Source organism: Actinotignum timonense (assembly GCF_900155575.1).
Taxonomy (GTDB): Bacteria; Actinomycetota; Actinomycetes; order Actinomycetales; family Actinomycetaceae; genus Actinotignum; species Actinotignum timonense.
In genome coordinates this window covers 1183382-1201077 of sequence record NZ_LT706966.1, presented here as the reverse complement: position 1 = coordinate 1201077, position 17696 = coordinate 1183382, and the positions used below count along the sequence as shown (strand labels likewise).

Annotated in this window: 15 protein-coding genes and 1 pseudogene; 5 read left to right on the top strand and 11 right to left on the bottom strand. The window is 59.3% G+C overall.

The annotated features are described in order from the left end of the window. Positions 1–108: 108 nt before the first annotated feature. Positions 109–579 carry a type IIL restriction-modification enzyme MmeI gene (locus CZ322_RS05010; protein ID WP_425304311.1) on the top strand — a complete coding sequence of 157 codons (471 nt, stop codon included), beginning with the start codon at positions 109–111 and terminating at the stop codon, positions 577–579. A 70-nt stretch (positions 580–649) separates the two neighbouring features. Here CZ322_RS05010 and erm read toward each other — a convergent pair whose 3' ends face one another. Then, positions 650–1504 carry a 23S ribosomal RNA methyltransferase Erm gene (gene erm / locus CZ322_RS05005; protein ID WP_087070463.1) on the bottom strand — a complete coding sequence of 285 codons (855 nt, stop codon included), beginning with the start codon at positions 1502–1504 and terminating at the stop codon, positions 650–652. A 1839-nt stretch (positions 1505–3343) separates the two neighbouring features. Between erm and CZ322_RS05000 the strand changes: the two genes are divergently transcribed. The 3 genes from CZ322_RS05000 to CZ322_RS04990 all read left to right on the top strand — a co-directional run bounded on the left by CZ322_RS05000 (position 3344) and on the right by CZ322_RS04990 (position 6967). Beyond that, positions 3344–3652: a helix-turn-helix domain-containing protein gene (locus CZ322_RS05000; RefSeq protein ID WP_016456427.1), complete on the top strand. Its 309-nt coding sequence runs from the start codon at positions 3344–3346 to the stop codon at positions 3650–3652. A 171-nt stretch (positions 3653–3823) separates the two neighbouring features. Then, a complete protein-coding gene (locus CZ322_RS04995; RefSeq protein WP_087070462.1) occupies positions 3824–4093 on the top strand; it encodes a hypothetical protein in 270 nt (89 codons plus the stop codon). Positions 4094–5635: 1542 nt separating this feature from the next. Beyond that, positions 5636–6967, top strand: coding sequence for a hypothetical protein (locus tag CZ322_RS04990; protein WP_219619194.1), 1332 nt, complete (start codon positions 5636–5638; stop codon positions 6965–6967). A 569-nt stretch (positions 6968–7536) separates the two neighbouring features. Here CZ322_RS04990 and CZ322_RS04985 read toward each other — a convergent pair. The 4 genes from CZ322_RS04985 to CZ322_RS04975 form a co-directional block, all read right to left on the bottom strand. Next, a complete protein-coding gene (locus CZ322_RS04985; RefSeq protein WP_016456430.1) occupies positions 7537–7962 on the bottom strand; it encodes a single-stranded DNA-binding protein in 426 nt (141 codons plus the stop codon). Positions 7963–8051: 89 nt separating this feature from the next. Further along, positions 8052–8195, bottom strand: a complete 144-nt coding sequence (locus CZ322_RS10120; protein WP_016456431.1) for a hypothetical protein — start codon at positions 8193–8195, stop codon at positions 8052–8054. Positions 8196–8354: 159 nt separating this feature from the next. Continuing rightward, positions 8355–9377 (bottom strand): DUF4192 domain-containing protein, encoded by a 1023-nt coding sequence (locus CZ322_RS04980; RefSeq protein WP_016456432.1) that lies wholly within the window; start codon positions 9375–9377, stop codon positions 8355–8357. A gap of 192 nt (positions 9378–9569) precedes the next feature. Beyond that, a complete protein-coding gene (locus CZ322_RS04975) occupies positions 9570–10196 on the bottom strand; it encodes an HNH endonuclease (protein ID WP_016456433.1) in 627 nt (208 codons plus the stop codon). Between the two features lie 4 nt (positions 10197–10200). Here CZ322_RS04975 and CZ322_RS10255 point away from each other — a divergent pair. Beyond that, a pseudogene (locus CZ322_RS10255) lies at positions 10201–10323 on the top strand (IS3-like element IS1206 family transposase); the annotation flags it as partial. A gap of 133 nt (positions 10324–10456) precedes the next feature. Here the strand turns inward: CZ322_RS10255 and CZ322_RS04970 are convergent. From CZ322_RS04970 to CZ322_RS04945, 6 genes are all read right to left on the bottom strand, one after another. Next, positions 10457–11101 (bottom strand): ATP-binding cassette domain-containing protein, encoded by a 645-nt coding sequence (locus CZ322_RS04970; protein WP_159455000.1) that lies wholly within the window; start codon positions 11099–11101, stop codon positions 10457–10459. A gap of 76 nt (positions 11102–11177) precedes the next feature. Continuing rightward, positions 11178–12962 carry a hypothetical protein gene (locus CZ322_RS04965; RefSeq protein ID WP_231376317.1) on the bottom strand — a complete coding sequence of 595 codons (1785 nt, stop codon included), beginning with the start codon at positions 12960–12962 and terminating at the stop codon, positions 11178–11180. A gap of 227 nt (positions 12963–13189) precedes the next feature. Further along, on the bottom strand, positions 13190–13615 hold the full coding sequence (locus CZ322_RS04960; protein ID WP_016456436.1) for a lactococcin 972 family bacteriocin: 426 nt from the start codon (positions 13613–13615) through the stop codon (positions 13190–13192). Positions 13616–13979: 364 nt separating this feature from the next. Beyond that, positions 13980–15491, bottom strand: coding sequence for a recombinase family protein (locus tag CZ322_RS04955; protein ID WP_016456437.1), 1512 nt, complete (start codon positions 15489–15491; stop codon positions 13980–13982). Between the two features lie 20 nt (positions 15492–15511). After that, positions 15512–16594 carry a redox-regulated ATPase YchF gene (gene ychF / locus CZ322_RS04950; protein ID WP_087071168.1) on the bottom strand — a complete coding sequence of 361 codons (1083 nt, stop codon included), beginning with the start codon at positions 16592–16594 and terminating at the stop codon, positions 15512–15514. 115 nt (positions 16595–16709) lie between these two features. Further along, the gene (locus CZ322_RS04945) at positions 16710–17519 is read right to left on the bottom strand and encodes an SDR family oxidoreductase (protein ID WP_087070460.1); all 810 of its coding nucleotides are present in this window, start codon (positions 17517–17519) and stop codon (positions 16710–16712) included. Positions 17520–17696: the final 177 nt, after the last annotated feature.

The window sequence follows — 17696 nt, the reverse complement described above, 5'->3', positions numbered from 1 at the left end:
GTGCGTCGCTAAAAACCGCTGTGCGCGAAAAACATAAAGGGTTTACGGACCCGGTCCCAGACCCCTCAATACTCTGAGCCGGAAGAATGGAAAGTGGAAGGTTGATGTATCCCCACTATTTATTTTTTCCGTTTTTCGGAGTACATCGGGAGCTACAACTGCGGACCAGCTCTGTGTGAACTAGATGAGAAGGCGCAGCAGCGAATCATCGACGCTGGACAGTTGGTGCTGCGGGCACGCGAGCGGCACCCCCAGCGGTCACTCGCGGAGCACTACAACCCGTTATCGATGGACCCAATTCTGCTCAAGGCTCACAACAACTTGGACCGGGAAGTCGATAAGGCTTTCGATGTGGCACGCAAACTCACCAACGAGCGCCAGCGCCAGGAGCTACTGTTCGCCAGCTACGGGGAGTTGGCGAGGGGCTATGTCTCCTCGCTTTCATCAAAATCGAAACCACCAGCAGGGTCGTTCCCCGTGCGGGTGATTTTGATCGGTCCCGCTGCTGGGTGCAGAACCCTGTCGCTGGCAACGCCGGGAACTATGACTGTGCCCGACGAGAACACGTCACTGCCATAACGCGGCTCACGGTAGACGAACATGGGTCGTTCACTACTACTGGTGGATTTCGGTTTTGGTGGTGGGGGGATTACCGCCGCCGGCCTCGATTTTTCCGTTGAGGAGGGCGTTGACTACTTCCCGATTGTGAAATGGGCCGATGGCGCGGTGAAGAGGAACCAGTCACCTGGAAGAGATCGATCCAGTCGCTGGTGTGCAATCTGGGAGGTAGGGTTGCGGGGTCGATTCCTCGCGAGCGCAACCATGATTGTGTCTCTGAACGTGATGAAAACAACCCTGCCCTTCGGAGAATTTCCCCTATCCCGCGTCCCCGGGCGGTGAAAACGGTGTGCACCATCGCCTGAAAGGCTTTGCGTTGCTCTATCGGGATCTTCGGGTCACCCACCCGGCGGATCACTAAGATCCCCCCGTCAACGTTTGGCTGTGGCCGGAAAGCAGACCTTGGTACTCGGGAACCAAGGTGAAACGTGAACCATGGGGACCACTGAGCTGTCATCATCGTGCTTGCACCTACCCCGGCCCGGCGGCGAGCGACTTCCCACTGCATGAGGAGTACAGCGGCAGTCCATGCCGGCGCATGCAACAACTTTCGAAGAATGGCAGTGGTGAGGTGAAAGGGAATGTTTCCCACAACGACGCAGGGAGTGGCGGGTAACGGGAAGTTGAGGAAATCATCATGGACCACTTCGACCGACGCCGAGGCGGTCTTTTTTGTGAGTTTGGCAGCTAGTTTTGCGTCTACCTCAACTGCCGTTATTGCCCTCCCCAAGTGGGATATCGGGTGAGTGAGGGCACCGCTTCCTGGCCCGATCTCAATGATGGGGCCGGAGGTTTGTTTTACAAGATCGACGATGGAGTTGATGATCTTGTGGTCTGTGAGAAAATTTTGGCCATGTTCGTGACGGCCGTATCCGTATGTAGACATCAGGTGTGCTCCGTGGAGTTGAAACGGAGCCGGGCATGGCAAATGGCCGCCCGGCTAAAGGACCGGAGCGGTTTCTAACCTGCGGGAGGGAGAAAACCGCCTTAGCGGCTGGTGAGCGGCCGCATGAAAACGGAACCTGAAATCAACATGGGCCTATCGTATCCAATTAATTTCGCAGGGTCCAATACGGTGAGAAAGAAGACAACCGCACCGCAACAGTGCAAGACCTCTCTGGATTGGAATTTAATTGAACATGGGTTTGGGGTACGACGCGCCCTACTCGGAGTGGCACGGACACTACGGCTGCGCGCCCACACACAACAGTAAAGAGCTCGGCAATGCACAGACACGTAACGAGAGCGCCACAAATGTATGTACGTTTAAGTTACAGCATCGACACTGACGCTCCACATGGAGGGACGGCCGCAGCCCTGCAGCAAGCACACGGCAGGGTGTCTGCTTCGGGCGACGTGAAATTACGCAGAAAAATACGAAACACATCACCGCAGGTCACGGTAGGTATTTGCGGGTCATTTCGTAATCTCGTAAACGAAAAGAACAAAACTACGAAACACAAAAACATACGTTGAGCAGCGTAAATGGTTTTCGTTTCGTAATTTTTCCACTTTTTGAAGAAAATCTAAATAAGAAGAGACACCTTGATTGCGATTGTGTCCCGTGTCACATAGCTGCAACCCCTGCAGCGTGCCCTCAACGAGGACGCTCTGTGTCGTAGACATGCGCCTGCAATGCGTGTCTGTGTCTCTCTCTTAAAAGGTTTGGGTCGAAATACCGCAAAATTACGAAACACCGCCGAAATGTGACGTGTCTATGCAGGTCACAGCGTTATCGCGTGTTTCGTAGTTTTGTTCTTTTCGTTTGCGGAAATCACGAAACCGCAGGTAGAGCGTTTCGTAATTTTTTCGTATTTTGATCGGCAAATTACGAAACGAGGTCAAAACTACGAAACGAGCGCGCTACAGACGTGTCACAGGTCATAAAAAGGCGCGCCCCTTGCGTGTCACCGTGACGCAGCATCCCGGCCGTGTCACATAGCTACAACCCCTGCAGCGTGCCCTCAATGAGGACGGTCTATGTCGTAGACATGTGCCCGTAATGTGTGTCTGTGTCTCTCCCTTAAAAGGTTTGGGTCGAAATGCCGCAAAATTACGAAACATCCCCGAAATGTGACGTGTCTGTGCAGGTCACAGCGTTATCGCGTGTTTCGTAATTTGGTTTTCCGATTTTCGTAGTTCTACGAAACCGCAGGTAGAGCGTTTCGTAATTTTTTCGTATTTTGATCGGCAAATTACGAAACGAGGTCAAAACTACGAAACGAGCACACTATAGACGTGTCACAGGTCACAAAAAGGCGCGCCCCTTGCGTGTCACCATGCCGCCACACAACAGCTGCCCCACCACAACACCCCAGCCGTGCCACGTGGCGTGTAGAAACGTGCTCGGTTCGATTCGTAAAGATTAGGTCGCAGGCTATTGTGCGCGACGCATAAGTTCCGTACGATGGCCCCCAGACCGTATGTGGCGTTTTAATTCGTTTTTGGTTTAGCCAGCCGCATACGGGGGATAACCCCGAGGATAATTCATAAAGAGACAGCCTCTCGACCGTGATAGGCGCGGTTCCTCCGACGAGATAGACCGGTCGGCAACGGCATTGCCAACCACAAAAGCGGTCAGGTAGGGAGTAAGCGCTCCCGTAAAGCGATGGGACGGCAGACCACCGTTCTAGCGAGTTGAGCACGGCACTCCAAGCCGCCTGAATAGCAAGCCGGTAAAGCACCCCGCTCCGGGACAGATCAATCTGCCCAGGAGCGTTTTTCTATGTCCGAAAAGGACACGACTATCGCCGTCGCGCCACGCTTTTACACGCTGCAGGAACTCGCCGATCTCGGCGTCGGCTCCGAGTCCACGTTGCGAAAAGCTATTAAAGAGGGCCGTCTTTCATTCCACCGTTTCGGCACCGCCTATCGGATTCGCCAAGACGATCTCGACGCCTACCTCGCGGCCGCACGCCGCCCTGCCCCGCAGCTATTCGACGGCTTCGTCGATGCCGTCGTGAATGCAGCGCCCCAACTGACAGATGAGCAGCGCCAGCAGCTCGTCACGGTGCTGGGCGGTGTGAAGCACTAATGCGGACAAACCCGCCTACGACGAGATCCCGCCGCTTAGCTCAGCTAGTCAGGCTGGGTCTTGAACTGAGTGCGAGGGCTGATGGGTGATGGCCGTGCTACTACACACGCGCGCTCCACCGTCGTGCCCCGAGTCCAAATAAACAGTTCATTCAACCAAGGAGAACAAACCATGTCTTTCAGAGACGATTACGCAGCAGCGCTGCGCGATGAGCAGCAAGCAAAAGATACCGTGAACGAGGCGCGCCGTGCACACAAAGCGACAAAGGAGCGCCTTGCGCAGTTGCGCAAGTATGCCGAAGAGTTCGAGGTGAATCTCGACGGTGACAAGTCCGCCAGCACCGAAGGGGACAGCGATACACCTGAGAACGGTTACGGCGACACGCCTGAGAGCACCGAGGGCAGTAAGCCGAAGCGGCATCTAGAAGTTGTACCCGACTAACCCTTTAGCCGTACACGCAATCACCTCATGTGTGTACGGCCACGCGGCGTGACGACGTACAGCCGTCACGTTTGATGTCGCCACACACCCCGCTCGCAAGGGCGGGGTTTTCGCGTGTGTGCGGGTGGCTGCGGCACCGCTACACGTGACACTGTCACGATGCTTGCGCCGGTATCGGCGACGGGGCATATACACGTCTGCCCCGTCGCCTGGATCATCCGCCACATGGCTGGCGGTATGTCGCGCTGCTGTTATGCGCGGTTCTGGCCGGCATAGTCTTGTGTGGACGTCAGCTATGCCGAAGACGGGGCCGTGGGCGCAGCAAAGACAGCAGCGTGGACAGAGCAGATTTCAGCAGCTGTGCTGCTGAAGATGCAACCGCGACGGCAAGTGATATGCGGCGCATGCCGCATAATGCCGCGTCGTGAGATACGCCAATATCCATTACGGCACGCTTGCCGTGATGGAGCGTTTCGTGATGACCCAAACACGACACATCGATGCTGGCATATCCGAATACATATCGACGGGATATATCGGATTGCCAGCAGTGTCGTAATACAGAGCATGGGTCATCACACAAGGTGCAGCGCCAGCTGCACTATTGGGCATCTTGACCGGAGCGCAGCGGAGGGCAAGACAGCACCAGCCAGACCGAGCGAGCGAGGTCTGAGACTGGGGCTATAAGGGGCGGCGCGCCAGCGCCGGGCACCGGGTTATGCGAGCGCCAGCGAGTAGTAATACCCGGTGCAGTGCCTCGGCTATGCCGAGCGCCGGAGCGCAGCGGAGGCGTCGCACCCCCTTATGCCCTTTCCCCCTTCTACCCCTATAACGACAAACTCATAGGGGTTTTGACACAGAAGGGGGCTGCGACCTGCGTGTTTCGGGTCTTTATGCGGTCTTCGACCCTTACCCGAAACGGCCCGTTGATGCGCGAAGCGCACATGGTGCCTACGCAAAATCTGCAGGTCGCCACGCTGTGCGCACCACATACGGCGTCAGTCGTTGTATGTCGGTCTTAAAGTAAGGGCCGATGACGGGTGGAAACGCCGCTTGCGGCGTCTTCCCGCGTCATCGCGCACGCCGTGTGCAACGTGAGCTTGCGAACGTGCCACGGCGTCGAACCGAACGGCAAGACCGACATCGTTTACGTGGTGCGCACAGCCACACCCTGCACTCTGGCACCGCCGCCAGGCGGTTATTGCAGGGTGTTCCAAATCCCGCAGCGAGCCATCCGCCGCAAGGCGGTGTTGATGCTGCTGCGGGTGATAACAACACGGGTCGAATAACACACTCCATATCGGCCCGTGCCATAAGCACAGTATCTGTGCAGACGCATCACGTTCGCGGCGGCCATATGCGCGCAAGCGCATGTAACGAGCACCGCCAGCGACGTGTGTTTCGCAGCGCGTCGCGCTGCAGCAGATCCAGCGGCAGCTGTTGATGCAAATGTGTAGCGCCGCGACTCGATTGGTTCATCTTTGTGGCAGCGGCTGTACGGCCCTGTGGCGGCCGTAGACGCCTCGGATGGACGGAGTGCGCGTGCAGAAGAACAGTTTCAAGACGTCGCTGTTCGTCGTGTATCTGCCGAAGTCGATGTGCAAGGAGATCCCCGACTACTACACCAGTGAGGTGGACGGGCGCGAAGTGAAACGTCCGCGCTATGTCGCCCGCGACTACGAGGAAGCAAAGCAGTACCTCGAAGAGTCAATGCGCTGGCTTGCAGAAAACTTCATCCCCGGCGGTATCGACGCAGTCGCTGGCGGTGATATGAACTTTGACGAATCAACGCCACACATCCAGTTCCAGGCGGATACGTTCTCACCGAAGCCCGAAGATCCCGACAAGCTCCGTTGCCGCCCCGGCATCGCGTACAACACTGACACCTCAGTGCGGTACACATCCGGCCCGAAGAAGGGCAAGCAGATCCCGGGTAACCAGAAGTTCATCGACGCGCAACGGGGCCTGCGCGAACACATGCACTCGCTCGGCTATCCGGTGGAACTAGAAGTCTCCGAACGTCATGACGAGTCACTCAACCTCGACCGCTACACCGAGCAACAAGACCGGGAGCGCGATCTCGCCAAGCGCGAGGATGATGTGGAAGTCAAGAAGCGATCCGTGCAGCGCGACATGGACGCAATTGATCGTGACCGCGAGCAGGCTGCTAAGGAACTTGAACAGGCGCAAGAAGCCCGCGAAGCAGCCCAGCGCGTACAGGAGAATGCTGAAGCACAGGCTCGCGAGGTTGCCGAGCGTGTGCTCAAGGAAGCACGCGAGAAGGCCGAGCAAGAAGCCGAAGAGATCCGCAGCGAAGCACGCAAGGATGCTGAGCAGGAGTTGGGCCTGGCCGAAGCGCAAGCAGACGAGCTGCTCGAACGAGCCGAAGAGACTGCGCGGGCCAAGGCGGGCGATATTACAGCCGCAGCTCGCAGCGAAGCAGAGACGATCACTCGCAAGACCGACGAGGCCCGTAAGCAGGCTGAGCGCGACGCCGAGACGATCCGCAGCAAAGCACGAGATGAGGCCACGAGCATCCGCGACGAGGCCACACGCGACGCTGCAGTAACGCGCAAGGATGCCCGCGATGAGGCTGATCAGATCCGCCGCAACGCGCACACGGACGCCGAAGATGAAGCCGCCATCATCATCGAAGAAGCGGTGAAGTCAGGACAACAGTTGGAGCACTTGGATAAGAAGTTCCTGGTGCAAGAACTGCATCGCAGCCCAGAGTTGCTTGAGCGTTACACGCTGTTCAGGCAGTCGCAGACCTCAGGCAAGAAGGGCGGGGCGCAGCAGCGTGCACGCGAGCGCATCGAGAAGCGCCGCCAGCAGCAACAGCAGCGTGATCGTGATGGCGGTATGGAGTTGTAGCACTGCTCTCCCCTGCCCTGTACGGCCTTCTGCGGGCCTAACAGGGGGCCGTCGGCGTCGTAGGTCATTGGCGGCGGGTAAACGGCTGATATTCAGCGAAAATCGAAGAAATCTCGGCTAGGCGGGGCCGGTGTCACTACGTTGCGCAGTGAATTGGCCTGTTGAGTGGCGGAGATAGTGCGCAGCACGTCGGTGTGTACGACGGGGCATGTGCTGCGCAGAAGAGATGTCCGTAGAAGGGCCGACAGAATGTCGTTGTCATTCTGTTGCGTAGTAAAGGTGTCAATAGGATGACAAACCACTTCACTGCCCAATTCACATGTCATTAAAGTGACAGGGCATTTGATTGCGCAGTAAACGTGTCGATGAAATGGGTGCCCAATACACAGTGCAACCTACGTGTTAATGAAATGTCACAGACACTACATAGTGCAGTGAGTTGCGCAGCAGAAACGCCAGTAAAAGCACCGCACCACTGCACCGTAAAACTGCACAAGTGATTCGCAGCAAATTGGCGTGTGAAATGGTTGAAAAAATAACCCCGCAGGTTTCCCTGCGGGGTTTCGTAGTTAGAACGGTACTTCTTCGCCCTCAGCGCCAGCCAGGGCGGCGGTCGCCGCCTCGCCTCCGCGACGGGCAGCGCGAGCAGCGGACTCCTTCTTGGAATCGATCAGCTGCACCGTGTCGATGCGCGCCACCAGCGGGTACTGCTTCACACCGTCCTTGTCGGTGTAGACGTCGGTCTTGAGCGAGTAGCTCACCGCAACGCGATCGCCGGAGCCGATGCAGCCGAACACACCGGGGTTCGCGGCGTCCTGGACGTAGCCGGTCAGCTCCACGATCTCGCTTTCCACCTTGCCGGTGGACTTGTTCTTGAAGGTGTTGCGCGCATAGACGCTGAGCTTCACCGTCGCGCCGCCGTTTGCGTGCTCGAACAGCTTGGGTGCGCGAGCTGCGTTGCCGACGATGGTGCCGTTGTTGAAGGGGTTGGACATGATGGTTCTCCTTACGTGAGTGGGTGTGATTTGCCGTGCAATTTGGGTACTTAAGCAGCGGCTTTGCCGCTGCGGGGGTTGAGCTGTCGTTACAGCACTGCCCAGGGCAGCGGTGTGCCTGCCGCCTCTAGGTCGCGCAGTTCTTGTGCTGCGCCCGGATCGGCGTCCTCGCCGTCGATGCCGTCGGCGAGCTGGTAGAGCAGTTCCAGGTCGGTGTGGGTGATGTCGCGCATCAGGTGCCTCCTTGTTCGGATGGATGGTCAATCCGTCTGTTGGAGACAGCTCTGCTGTCTAGGGGGTTCTCCCCCGCCCCGCTAGGTGTGCATCTCTGCTGGCCACGGCCCCGCGAGAAAAAGAAACCCCGTTGCATCGCTGCAACGGGGTGTGTGGTGTTACTCGGTGAACAAGATCGTGCGGGTCTTCTCAGCGCCCTCGCGGACGAGTTCGACCATCCGCTCGCCCTGGCCAATGTCGGTCAGCTTGGCCACCAGAGACGGGAAATTCTCGTCTGGTCCGATCTCGGTGGCTCGCTGCGCAGCCACGCCAGCTAGTCCCGGCTGGCCTGTGGCGTGAGCGAGCACGGCAACAGTGGCGGTGAGCTGCGCCCGCATCCCCGGCCAGCTGGTCGGGACAGCGCGCATAACCTGCTCTATGAACGCAAGGCCAGCCTGCGGCTCATCGAGCAGCGCTGCGAGCAGCGTGTCTCGCAAGCGCGGCGTGGTGAAGCATTTCAGCGCAGACCGAACAGCACGAGTGCTCGGCTGGGTGATCCCTGCCGCCGCCTGCTCGTATTCACGCTGCAGCACGTCCGCGAACATGGGCGGGATATACGCCAGCGCGTCTTCGATGATGTCGGCGTGCTCGGCAGCGTCGATGCCGTGATCGGTGCTGTTCAACCGTGCTTCGATGTCGTCTTTGCTCGGTTCCGGCAGCTCGCCGGTGTGCTCTAGCATCTGGCGCAGCGCCGCCGATGCGGCGACCTCGCCGACAACACCGTGGCGCGGCTCATCGATGAGCGGATGCTGATACACAGACCACCACGCAGCCCCGGTGACGATCTCGGGCACCTGCACCACCCCGAGCAGCGGCGGTAGGTGCACTGCCCCACTAGTGAGATACGTTGCCGTCTCGTCAAAGACCGGCTGCGCAATGTCGTCGCTGATCATGTACGCGATAACAGCGTCGAGTTCGAGGTGGTGGACCCACGCTGCGAACCGCTCGCGGCTCTCGGTGAGCTTTGCAACAGCTTCGTCCAGGTCGAACCGCGCGACCGGGCCGAGGCGGATGGTGTCGACGCCCTCGTCGTCGACGAAGAACGCGAGGATCAGCGAGTTGTTCGGGTAGAATCCGAGGATGCCGGGGAGGTTCGCGAGGATCTCGCCGTGGGATGCAAGCGTGTGGGAATGAGTGGACATGGCAGTGCTCCTTTGCACGAATACGGGGTGTACACGGTCAATCCCGTATTCGGTCCGGCTCTGCCGGTCGCAGGCGTATCCCAGCAGCGCAGCACTCATGTGCGCCGGGCGTCGCTAGCGCAGCCTGATGCTCGGCTTACCGGGTGCGAGCGCTAGCGACGCAGCATTGTTAGATCCCCGCGTCGCCGCTGGTTAAGCGTTACCTTTGGCGCGATTGTGGGACTTGCAGAGCAGCTCGCAGTTGCTTTCCTCGGTCTTGCCGCCCTTCGACCATGCGGTGACGTGATCAGCGTCCATATCCTTGAGCGGCCAGATCTTCTCCTTCTTCTCGTCGTGGCCGATAGCGCAGTAGGAGCAGTTGGACACACCGTTCTTCTCGGCGGCGTCTGTCTGGCGCTTGTACACGCGCTTTTTGACAGCCTCAGTGAAGACACGCACGTTAAGCAGCCGCGTCTCTTTCTTGCCGCCGAGCAGGTACTCGTAGATACCCTTCTTCGACTGGACCTGCGAGTCGGAAAGCAGCTCGCGTGCTTCGGCGGTCATCTTTGCTGCGTCGTAGCCCTTGTCGCCGTACTGCTCATAGAGCTTGTTCCACGCGATTCCACGCATGGAACTGTCCGTCATCTTGAACACGCTTGCGGCCCAGTCGATGACGGTGGTGAAGTACGTCTGCAGCTCCTTGCAGTCCTCGTCATCGCGGTGCTTGGCCATGTAGTTATCGATGCTCACGCCGTCACGCTGAGCGATCCAGTCGAGAGCGACTTCAAGCACCTCCTGGCGGGCGGGTTCACCGCGCACGAAATTCGACCACTTCGACATCAGTCGCCAAGAAGTCTTCCGGTGGTGCATGCGCTACAACACCCGCAGACGGCACTCCTGGTGCAACGTTCTAGCCCCCAATGACTTCGAAGCACTCACATCAGCTACGCTGACCCAAGCAGCATAGCTAACCTCCGACGTGTCTACTTTCCGGGGGTCAGGCCCGTGCTCGACAACCCCAGCGGACTCAACGCCCACGCCAGCGTCGCGGACCATGCGGCCGGGTACCGGAAGGTGGCCAAGGCCGCGGGCATCGCGATTTAATCCCGCGCAGAGCCGGAGACTGTGACCTGGCGATCATTGATGCGCAAGGTGCTGTCAGCGGCAGCAATAACTGCGGCATCGTGCGTGGCGGCCAGAACGAGTGCGCCCCCGTCCGCAGCTCGCCGCAGGAGCGCGATAACTTGGTCGCGGTTAGTGGGGTCGAGGGAGGCGGTCGGCTCGTCAGCGAACACATAAGCCGCGCCGCGGAGCAGGGCTCGGGCGATCGCCAGCCGCTGCTGCTCGCCTCCGCTGAGAATAGCTGCCGGCCCGTCGAAGGGGACATCAAGACCGACTTCGCCGAGGGAGTGCAGCAATTCTTCTTTGGAGTATTGCTTCCTGGATAGCCCGAGGGTGAGGTTATCTTCGCAGCTTAGTTCGGGAATGATTCCGTGGTCTTGGTGGATTATCGCTGCGCGTTCTCGCCAGAACCTCCGCCTCCGCTTCATCCTCCACGCGGAGGCATTCTCACCGTCTATCCGGAGGAGGCCGTCCGCCGGCGGCAGGAGCCCGGCCAAGGTGTTGAGCAGCAAAGTCTTTCCGGAACCGCTGGCTCCACAGATGGCGACAAAGCCTGGCCCGGGTAGGGAAAACGTTGCATTTTCCACGAGGGACTTCTTCACCATCCGCGTGCTGCGCCCCACAGAAAAAGTCGACTCCGCGGCGAGACAGAGATGAGAGGTGGAAATCTCCGGCGGCAGAGTGGGGGACTGATTGGGGCTAGCCAATGACATTGTGACTCCTAGGGGAGGCGGACATGTGCTGAGAAATACTGAGACGGACAAAACCGAGGTAGACGATTAAGACAAGGCAGCTTAGCGCGGTGAAGGTGTAGAGGAACGGGTTGGGAAGCAGTAGCGGAGCCAGGACGGACAATATGACGACAACTGTCAGGCTGACCAGTTGGCTTTTGAATAGTCGCCACATTGTTTTGTCCGGTGATTGCCCAGCGCTGTGGAGGAGTACCAGGAGGCGACGGTGAACTCGGAGCTGGATGCGCGCCTGGACTATCAAGGCCGCAAGCGTGGCGAGCAAAGCTCCGAGGGCGCTCAGGATACTCAGCCAGAACAGCGCCGTGCTGGCTACTAGTTCGGCCAGACCGCGATCGGCGGCGCGTACCGGGTAGACGTAGCCTTCGAGGCCGGCAGCGGTAAGTTCTGGACCCAGTTCCGAGAAATCCGCGAAGAGCAAATTTTCACTCGAAGCTGTGGAGCTTAGGAAGTCTGCGTCGAAGCCGGATAGATCGTCCGTTTCAAGCACGTAAAAACAATCGCCGGGAACCAGTTCCCCCGACATTGTTCCACTAATGAATCCGACCGCATGATCGGCACTGACCGGACCAATTTGCGCAGATTTAAGGAGCAGGTCGCCGGATTCCTGAGCCCACAGATCCACGGAAGCTGCGAAATGCTCTTGGGCTGCGGAATAGTCGACCGAGTGGTTGTCGTCTCCGGGACGGAACTGATAATCCTGCAGATCGTGCCATTGGCGGTTGGCAAGTGCCACGGGGCAGGAGTCCGGCACACCGGTACCTTCTTTCGGCAAAGTATGGCTGAGGACAGCCCCGTGCTCCCGTTCCCAGCTGAGCGCGAAGTCGCGGAAGTTCTGCTGCAGACTGGGCGGCAAGAGCTCGCCTCCTTCCACGCGGCCAGCAGGGCCGTCGAAGTTGGCTGAAAAATGCAAGGCTCCAAACTCCGCGAGAGATTTCCAGGTCTGCTGGGCCTCGGATTCCTGCTGGTAGGAGCGGAGCGCAGCCGCTGAGCTAAGACCCGCTGCTACAAAGGTCACGCAGGTAAAGACCGAAATTACTTTCAGCGCTTTTCCCGCCGCCTTCTCTGCGGGGGCACGCTGCCCCAGCAGCGCTACTGCGCGGCGCAACAATGGGGCGGTGACGGCTACGGCCAAACCGGTGGTAGCCAGGGCCAAGCCTATCCCGGCGGCGTAGAACCTGAGGAACAGGAGGGCAAAAGAATAGCTCCCTTGGCGGGCGAGGAATGTACTCGCAAGGCCAATGAGAACTAGGTGCGGGAGGATGACAAAGGTCCATTGCCGCCAATTGCCTTTTTGACTGCGGTGCCCTCCATTTATTGTGCGCAGCGCTGCCAATCTAAGACCGGAAACCCGAAGAACAAATACCAGGGCAAAAAGGGAAACGACAAATAGAAACAGGATCGCCACCAACGCGGGCAGGCGGAATACGACCGATTGGATGAGGTGAAGGAACTGCGTCTTTTCGCTTAGCCTGAGCCCGTCATTCCTGGCCGATTCGTAGAAGTGGTTCGCATTGCCACCCGTTGCTTTGGGAACCAAGACGTAGTCACCGTGGTAATCCAGCGACCCAAGCTCACTGGCCGCTTGGCTCAAGGCATCCGGCCGGTTGAGCCGGGGAATGCGTTCCGGTGCTGGATAATTTTCCTCCAGCGGGATGAAAACCTCGTGGGAAGTCCCGCTTGCGTCATCGGTGCCAGTCAGCCGGTAGATGGAGTAGCCGTTCTGCTCGGCCAATGAAACCAGTGAGTTACGGATTACCGTCGGTGCGTAGTCTGACTCAAGTTCCTCCGCGAGTGAAGTCTTAGGCTCGACGTAGTCAAGACTAAAGGTTGATTCGACCCCTAAGGACAAGGGCTTGGTGGAGTCAACCAGGGCTGTCAGCAGCCACCCAGTAGTCGCGATGACTGCAGCAAGAAGTAGGCTCAAAAGCCCAAGTACTAGGGGTCGAATACGCATGAGTTCTAGCAGAAGTCGTAGTAGTAGCTGTCCTTAGTGCCCGGCAAATTCGTTGCCCAAAGCTCGGCGACCGACTTCTGGCCGCCGCGGGTGTCGATGCTTCGTTGCGTTCTGTCGTTGACGATCACAGTCGAAGTATGGCACCGATTCACGGTGAAATAAGAACGCGCCTTAGCGTCCCAGAATCCGTACTCCCAGGTACCGCCACCTGCAGGGTAGCGAACTTTCCGGCCGACAGATGCCCAGTAGGTTGTGAAGGCTGGTGCTGCCTCGCCGAGTAGCTCGGCCATCACACCGGAAGCAAAGCCTCCCTTGGCGCCGTGGTCTTGGAATTCTTCTGCGGAAGCAACGGCTGAGTTAGATACGGAAACGCTCAGAGCAGAGGCAATCAGCAGCGCTGCAAACTGCCGAGTGCGCTTTTTGGGGGTCATAACAGTCTCCTTTGAGAGAGGAAATGAGGCGGGATTGCCTCAAAAGGGAAACTACCCTGAGTGAATACAAATGGGAATAGAACCAGTTTTCTAATTATATTGGTACTTTTCACAGGCCTTAGGCTCGGGAGGGCGGTGGTTGTCCTTGGTCCGCTATGTCTTGGATTCACCCCGTACGGAGTGGGGTTGCCCGCAACACGCCCTTTCGTCCTTGCTCTCTTCTGACGTCATCCTCGCCAACGTCAGCTGCGCGAAACTCCTGCCTAGTTTCGCACGCCGCAAGCGCACGGTGTCGTGCGCTTGCTTAGGCCGCCCCTAAGGCGCAGCACATGCGCGCGATTGTTGATGTGCCACACACTGCAACCTAGTTCCACACGATCTGCACCGATTCAGGGTTGAAGGTCTTGGTGCCGCGCACGCCACGGCGCAGGCGCACCTGGCACAGGGTGTTGATGACTCGACGCTGCACGGCAAGCTCTGCGCTGTCGAAGGCGTCCACGGGCGAGGCGTAGCCGGTTGTGTCGAGCAGCGCCGATGCGCCAGCAAGGCGGGCACGGCGCGTTTCGAGTTTCTCGATCTGCGGCTCATAACGGTTTCGCGCGCGCTTGAGGTCACGGGCCTCGATAAGCTCCTCGTCGTAGTCAGCCTGGACGCGGGCGAGCTTTGCGCGAAGCTCAGCGAGTTCGTCGTCGATGGCGTCGACCTCGTCGTCATCCGCAGTCGGCAACAGGTCTGCTAGGTCGTCACGACCAAGGCGGGCGCGGATCACGGCGAGCACAAAATCATCGACGCTATGCGTGCGCACTAAGCCACAGGCGGCGCAGCGGTAGCGGTCGGCATGCGTGCGCACGGGATTGCCACACTCGTCGCAGACATACAGACCCGAGCCGAGATGGCGGCGAGTGTTCCGGCGCTCCTTGTTTGTCAGCCGGTCGGGATCATCGAGCACGTTCTGCACACGCCACCACAGATCGGGTGTGACGATCGGCTCCCACTGCCCTTTTACCGGCTCGCCGGTATCGGGGTCGCGGACAATGTGCGTTACACGGCGGTATTTGTTCTTCACGCCTTTGCGTTTGGCCTTCTTGTAGGTGGAATAGCCGGCATACACGGGGTTGCGCAGAATCGAGTGCAACGACGTATAGGCCCACGGCTGCGCGTCGGGAACTGGCTTTTCTTCCTGGCCTTCAGCGCGGCGTCGAGCGTTGCGCTCTGTGACCACGGTGTGCATATGGCGCGGCGTGGTCGGGATATCCGGCAAGCCCGGTTGATCGACCCCAGATAGGGCGCGTGCAATGTCGCGCATGGAGTTGCCCCGCTCGACAGCCCGGAACATCCCGAGCACGGCGGCGGCTTCGGGTGGGATGATCTCGCCGGTCGAGGTGTAGCCGATTGGGCGCACACCGCCGGAGTACCAGCGTCCCTGCTCGGCGCGCTGCTGTTGCGCACGGGATTGGCGCATGCTTTTACGTTCGATCTCGCCGCGCGCCACGGCTGCTTTGATGCGCGCGTACATTCTGCCGCCGTCGGTGGCAAGGTCAGCATCACCGTTCGCAGTGACGAGTTTCAGCCCCTGCTCCTCTGCCCTGTCGATCCACTCTTCGAGCTGCCAGGGCTGCCGTGTGAGGCGGTCGAGGTCCCAGCAAATGATCGCGTCGATCTCGCCGCGATCAAAGGACGCCACCATCGCGTCGTAGTCGGGGCGGTCCACGTCCTTCTTCGACGCGGAGATCGACTGATCGACGTAGGTATGCACGACGTCCCAGCCGCGTTGCTCGGCAAGGGCTTCGCAGTCCTGGCGCTGCCGGTCGATGGCGAGGCCGTCCATGGCAGCATCGAGCGAGATACGGAGGTAAATAGCAGCACGTGTTGTCATGCCGCTAACACTAGCGCGCCTCAGGTTACATTGAAACGAAACTCCACCACGTCGCCGTCTTGCATCACGTAGTCTTTGCCTTCTTGGCGCAGCTTCCCGTGTTCACGAGCGGCGGCCACAGAGCCGTATTCCACCAGGTCATCGAAAGACACCACCTCGGCTTTAATAAAGCCGCGCTGGAAATCGGTATGGATGACACCGGCGGCCTGCGGGGCGGTATCGCCCTTGTGGATGGTCCAGGCGCGGGCCTCTTTGGGGCCGGCCGTGAGGTAGGTTTGCAGGCCGAGGGTATCGAAGCCCACCCGAGCCAGCTGGTCCAGGCCGGATTCTTCTTGACCGGTGGCCTCCAGCATTTCCCGGGCTTCTTCTTCGCTGAGTTCCACCAGTTCCGCTTCGAATTTGGCATCGAGGAAAATGGCTTGGGCAGGTTTCACAAAGTCACGTAGTTCCTGCTGCATGGCGGTGTCAGCGAGGCCGTCGTCGTCGGTATTAAAAACGTAGATGAAGGGCTTCGAGGTCATGAGTTGGAAGGAACGCAGGATATCCGCGTCAAATTCGGCGGCGTGGTTGGAGAGCACTTCGCCCGCCTCAAGGAGCGCGTAGGCCCGCTGCGCCGCATCGAGCGTTTCCTTCGGGGTTTTCTTCCCCGTCACTTCCTTGGTCAGGCGCGGAATGGCCTTTTCCAGGGTTTGCATATCGGCGAGGATGAGTTCGGTGGTGACCGTTTCGATATCATCCTTCGGGTCCACGCGGCCTTCCACGTGGACCACGTCCGGATCCGCAAAAGCACGGGTGACCAGGCAAATCGCATCCGCTTCGCGAATATTGGCGAGGAATTGGTTGCCCAGGCCCTCCCCCTTGGAGGCCCCGCGCACAATCCCGGCGATGTCCACAAAATCGACCGTCGCCGGCAGAATCTTCTGAGACCCGAAAATTTCGGCGAGCTTGGTCAGCCGCGCATCCGGGAGCGGCACCACGCCCACATTCGGCTCAATCGTCGCGAAGGGGTAGTTCGCCGCGAGCACCGTTGCGCGCGTGAGCGCATTAAAAAGGGTCGATTTTCCGACGTTGGGAAGTCCTGCAATACCAATTGTTAAAGCCACGCCCTCCATTCTAGCTAAGAGAAAGGAGGGCGGGCTGCTATTCCCCGGACTCGCAATCCGGGCGCGGCGCTACCGGGCTGCGGCGTTGCGCTACCGCGTTACCGGGCCGTTGATGCTACCGCGCGGGCGCGTCCATGGACTTCGGGGCGTGCCAAATATCTTCGCCGCGCAAAATCGCATCCGCGCCGCCGTCGATATAGAGAATCTGCCCGGTGATGGTCCGTGAGAGTCCGGTCACGAAGAAAACGAGCGCATCGGCAATATCGCGAGCTTCCGAAGCGCCGTGATACGGGGCGGGCAGCGCACCGAAAGCCTGCTTGCGCCCCTCTTCGGTGGAGAGAAGTTCCTTCGTCATCGGGGTGGCGACCACGCCCGGGCCCACCGCGTTGAGCCCCACGCCGCGCCCGGCGAATTCTTCGCTCACGGCCGCGCGGCGCACCCACGTGGCAATAGCGCGCTTGGAGGAGGCGTAATTGGCGTAGCCCTGCATCGGGCCCTGATCAGCTAGCTCCTTGCCGTAAGCGAGGGCTTCTTCGCGTTGATCATCGAGGAGCAGCTGCACGAGCTTAGGATCGCTGGGCTGCAAACTTGCACACGAGGCGGTAATGACCGCGCGCCCATTTTCCGCCTTTTCCAGGTAGGGAAGGAAAGCGCGCACGGTATCGCGCGCGCCGAAGTAATTCACCTTGAGATCGAGAGGCGAATTGCTCTGGGTGCCCGCATTCGCGATGACCCCGTCAATCTGCGGATACTTTTCCACCACCCGAGCGACGGCATCCGCAATCCCCTCCGGGGTGGACAGATCCGCTTCAAATTCTGCCCCGCGCAAATCAACACCGACGGGCGTATGCCCGCGTTCTTCCAGAATCTGCCCGCAAGCAGCGCCAATACCCGAGCCCATTCCGGTCACGACGATAGTAGACATGGTGTTCCTTTCTCCCCGGCGCCGCTTCCTCGCGGCACCGCCCGCGGGGCCGTACGTCCCAACTGTTGTGTGAGTTGCGTTATACCCCGCTTTTTGAAAGCTATCAGAGTTTTTTGCGGGGAACAAGGGGGCGACGACGCCGCCAGCCCGCTTCCCTCCCATTTTTCTGTCGTAGGT

Coding starts and splice junctions, on each gene's coding strand:
- erm (WP_087070463.1), bottom strand. CDS start 1,504: ATGTCTACATACGGATACGGCCGTCACGAACATGGCCAAAATTTTCTC.
- CZ322_RS05000 (WP_016456427.1), top strand. CDS start 3,344: ATGTCCGAAAAGGACACGACTATCGCCGTCGCGCCACGCTTTTACACG.
- CZ322_RS04995 (WP_087070462.1), top strand. CDS start 3,824: ATGTCTTTCAGAGACGATTACGCAGCAGCGCTGCGCGATGAGCAGCAA.
- CZ322_RS04985 (WP_016456430.1), bottom strand. CDS start 7,962: ATGTCCAACCCCTTCAACAACGGCACCATCGTCGGCAACGCAGCTCGC.
- CZ322_RS10120 (WP_016456431.1), bottom strand. CDS start 8,195: ATGCGCGACATCACCCACACCGACCTGGAACTGCTCTACCAGCTCGCC.
- CZ322_RS04980 (WP_016456432.1), bottom strand. CDS start 9,377: ATGTCCACTCATTCCCACACGCTTGCATCCCACGGCGAGATCCTCGCG.
- CZ322_RS04975 (WP_016456433.1), bottom strand. CDS start 10,196: ATGTCGAAGTGGTCGAATTTCGTGCGCGGTGAACCCGCCCGCCAGGAG.
- CZ322_RS04960 (WP_016456436.1), bottom strand. CDS start 13,615: ATGACCCCCAAAAAGCGCACTCGGCAGTTTGCAGCGCTGCTGATTGCC.
- CZ322_RS04955 (WP_016456437.1), bottom strand. CDS start 15,491: ATGACAACACGTGCTGCTATTTACCTCCGTATCTCGCTCGATGCTGCC.
- CZ322_RS04945 (WP_087070460.1), bottom strand. CDS start 17,519: ATGTCTACTATCGTCGTGACCGGAATGGGCTCGGGTATTGGCGCTGCT.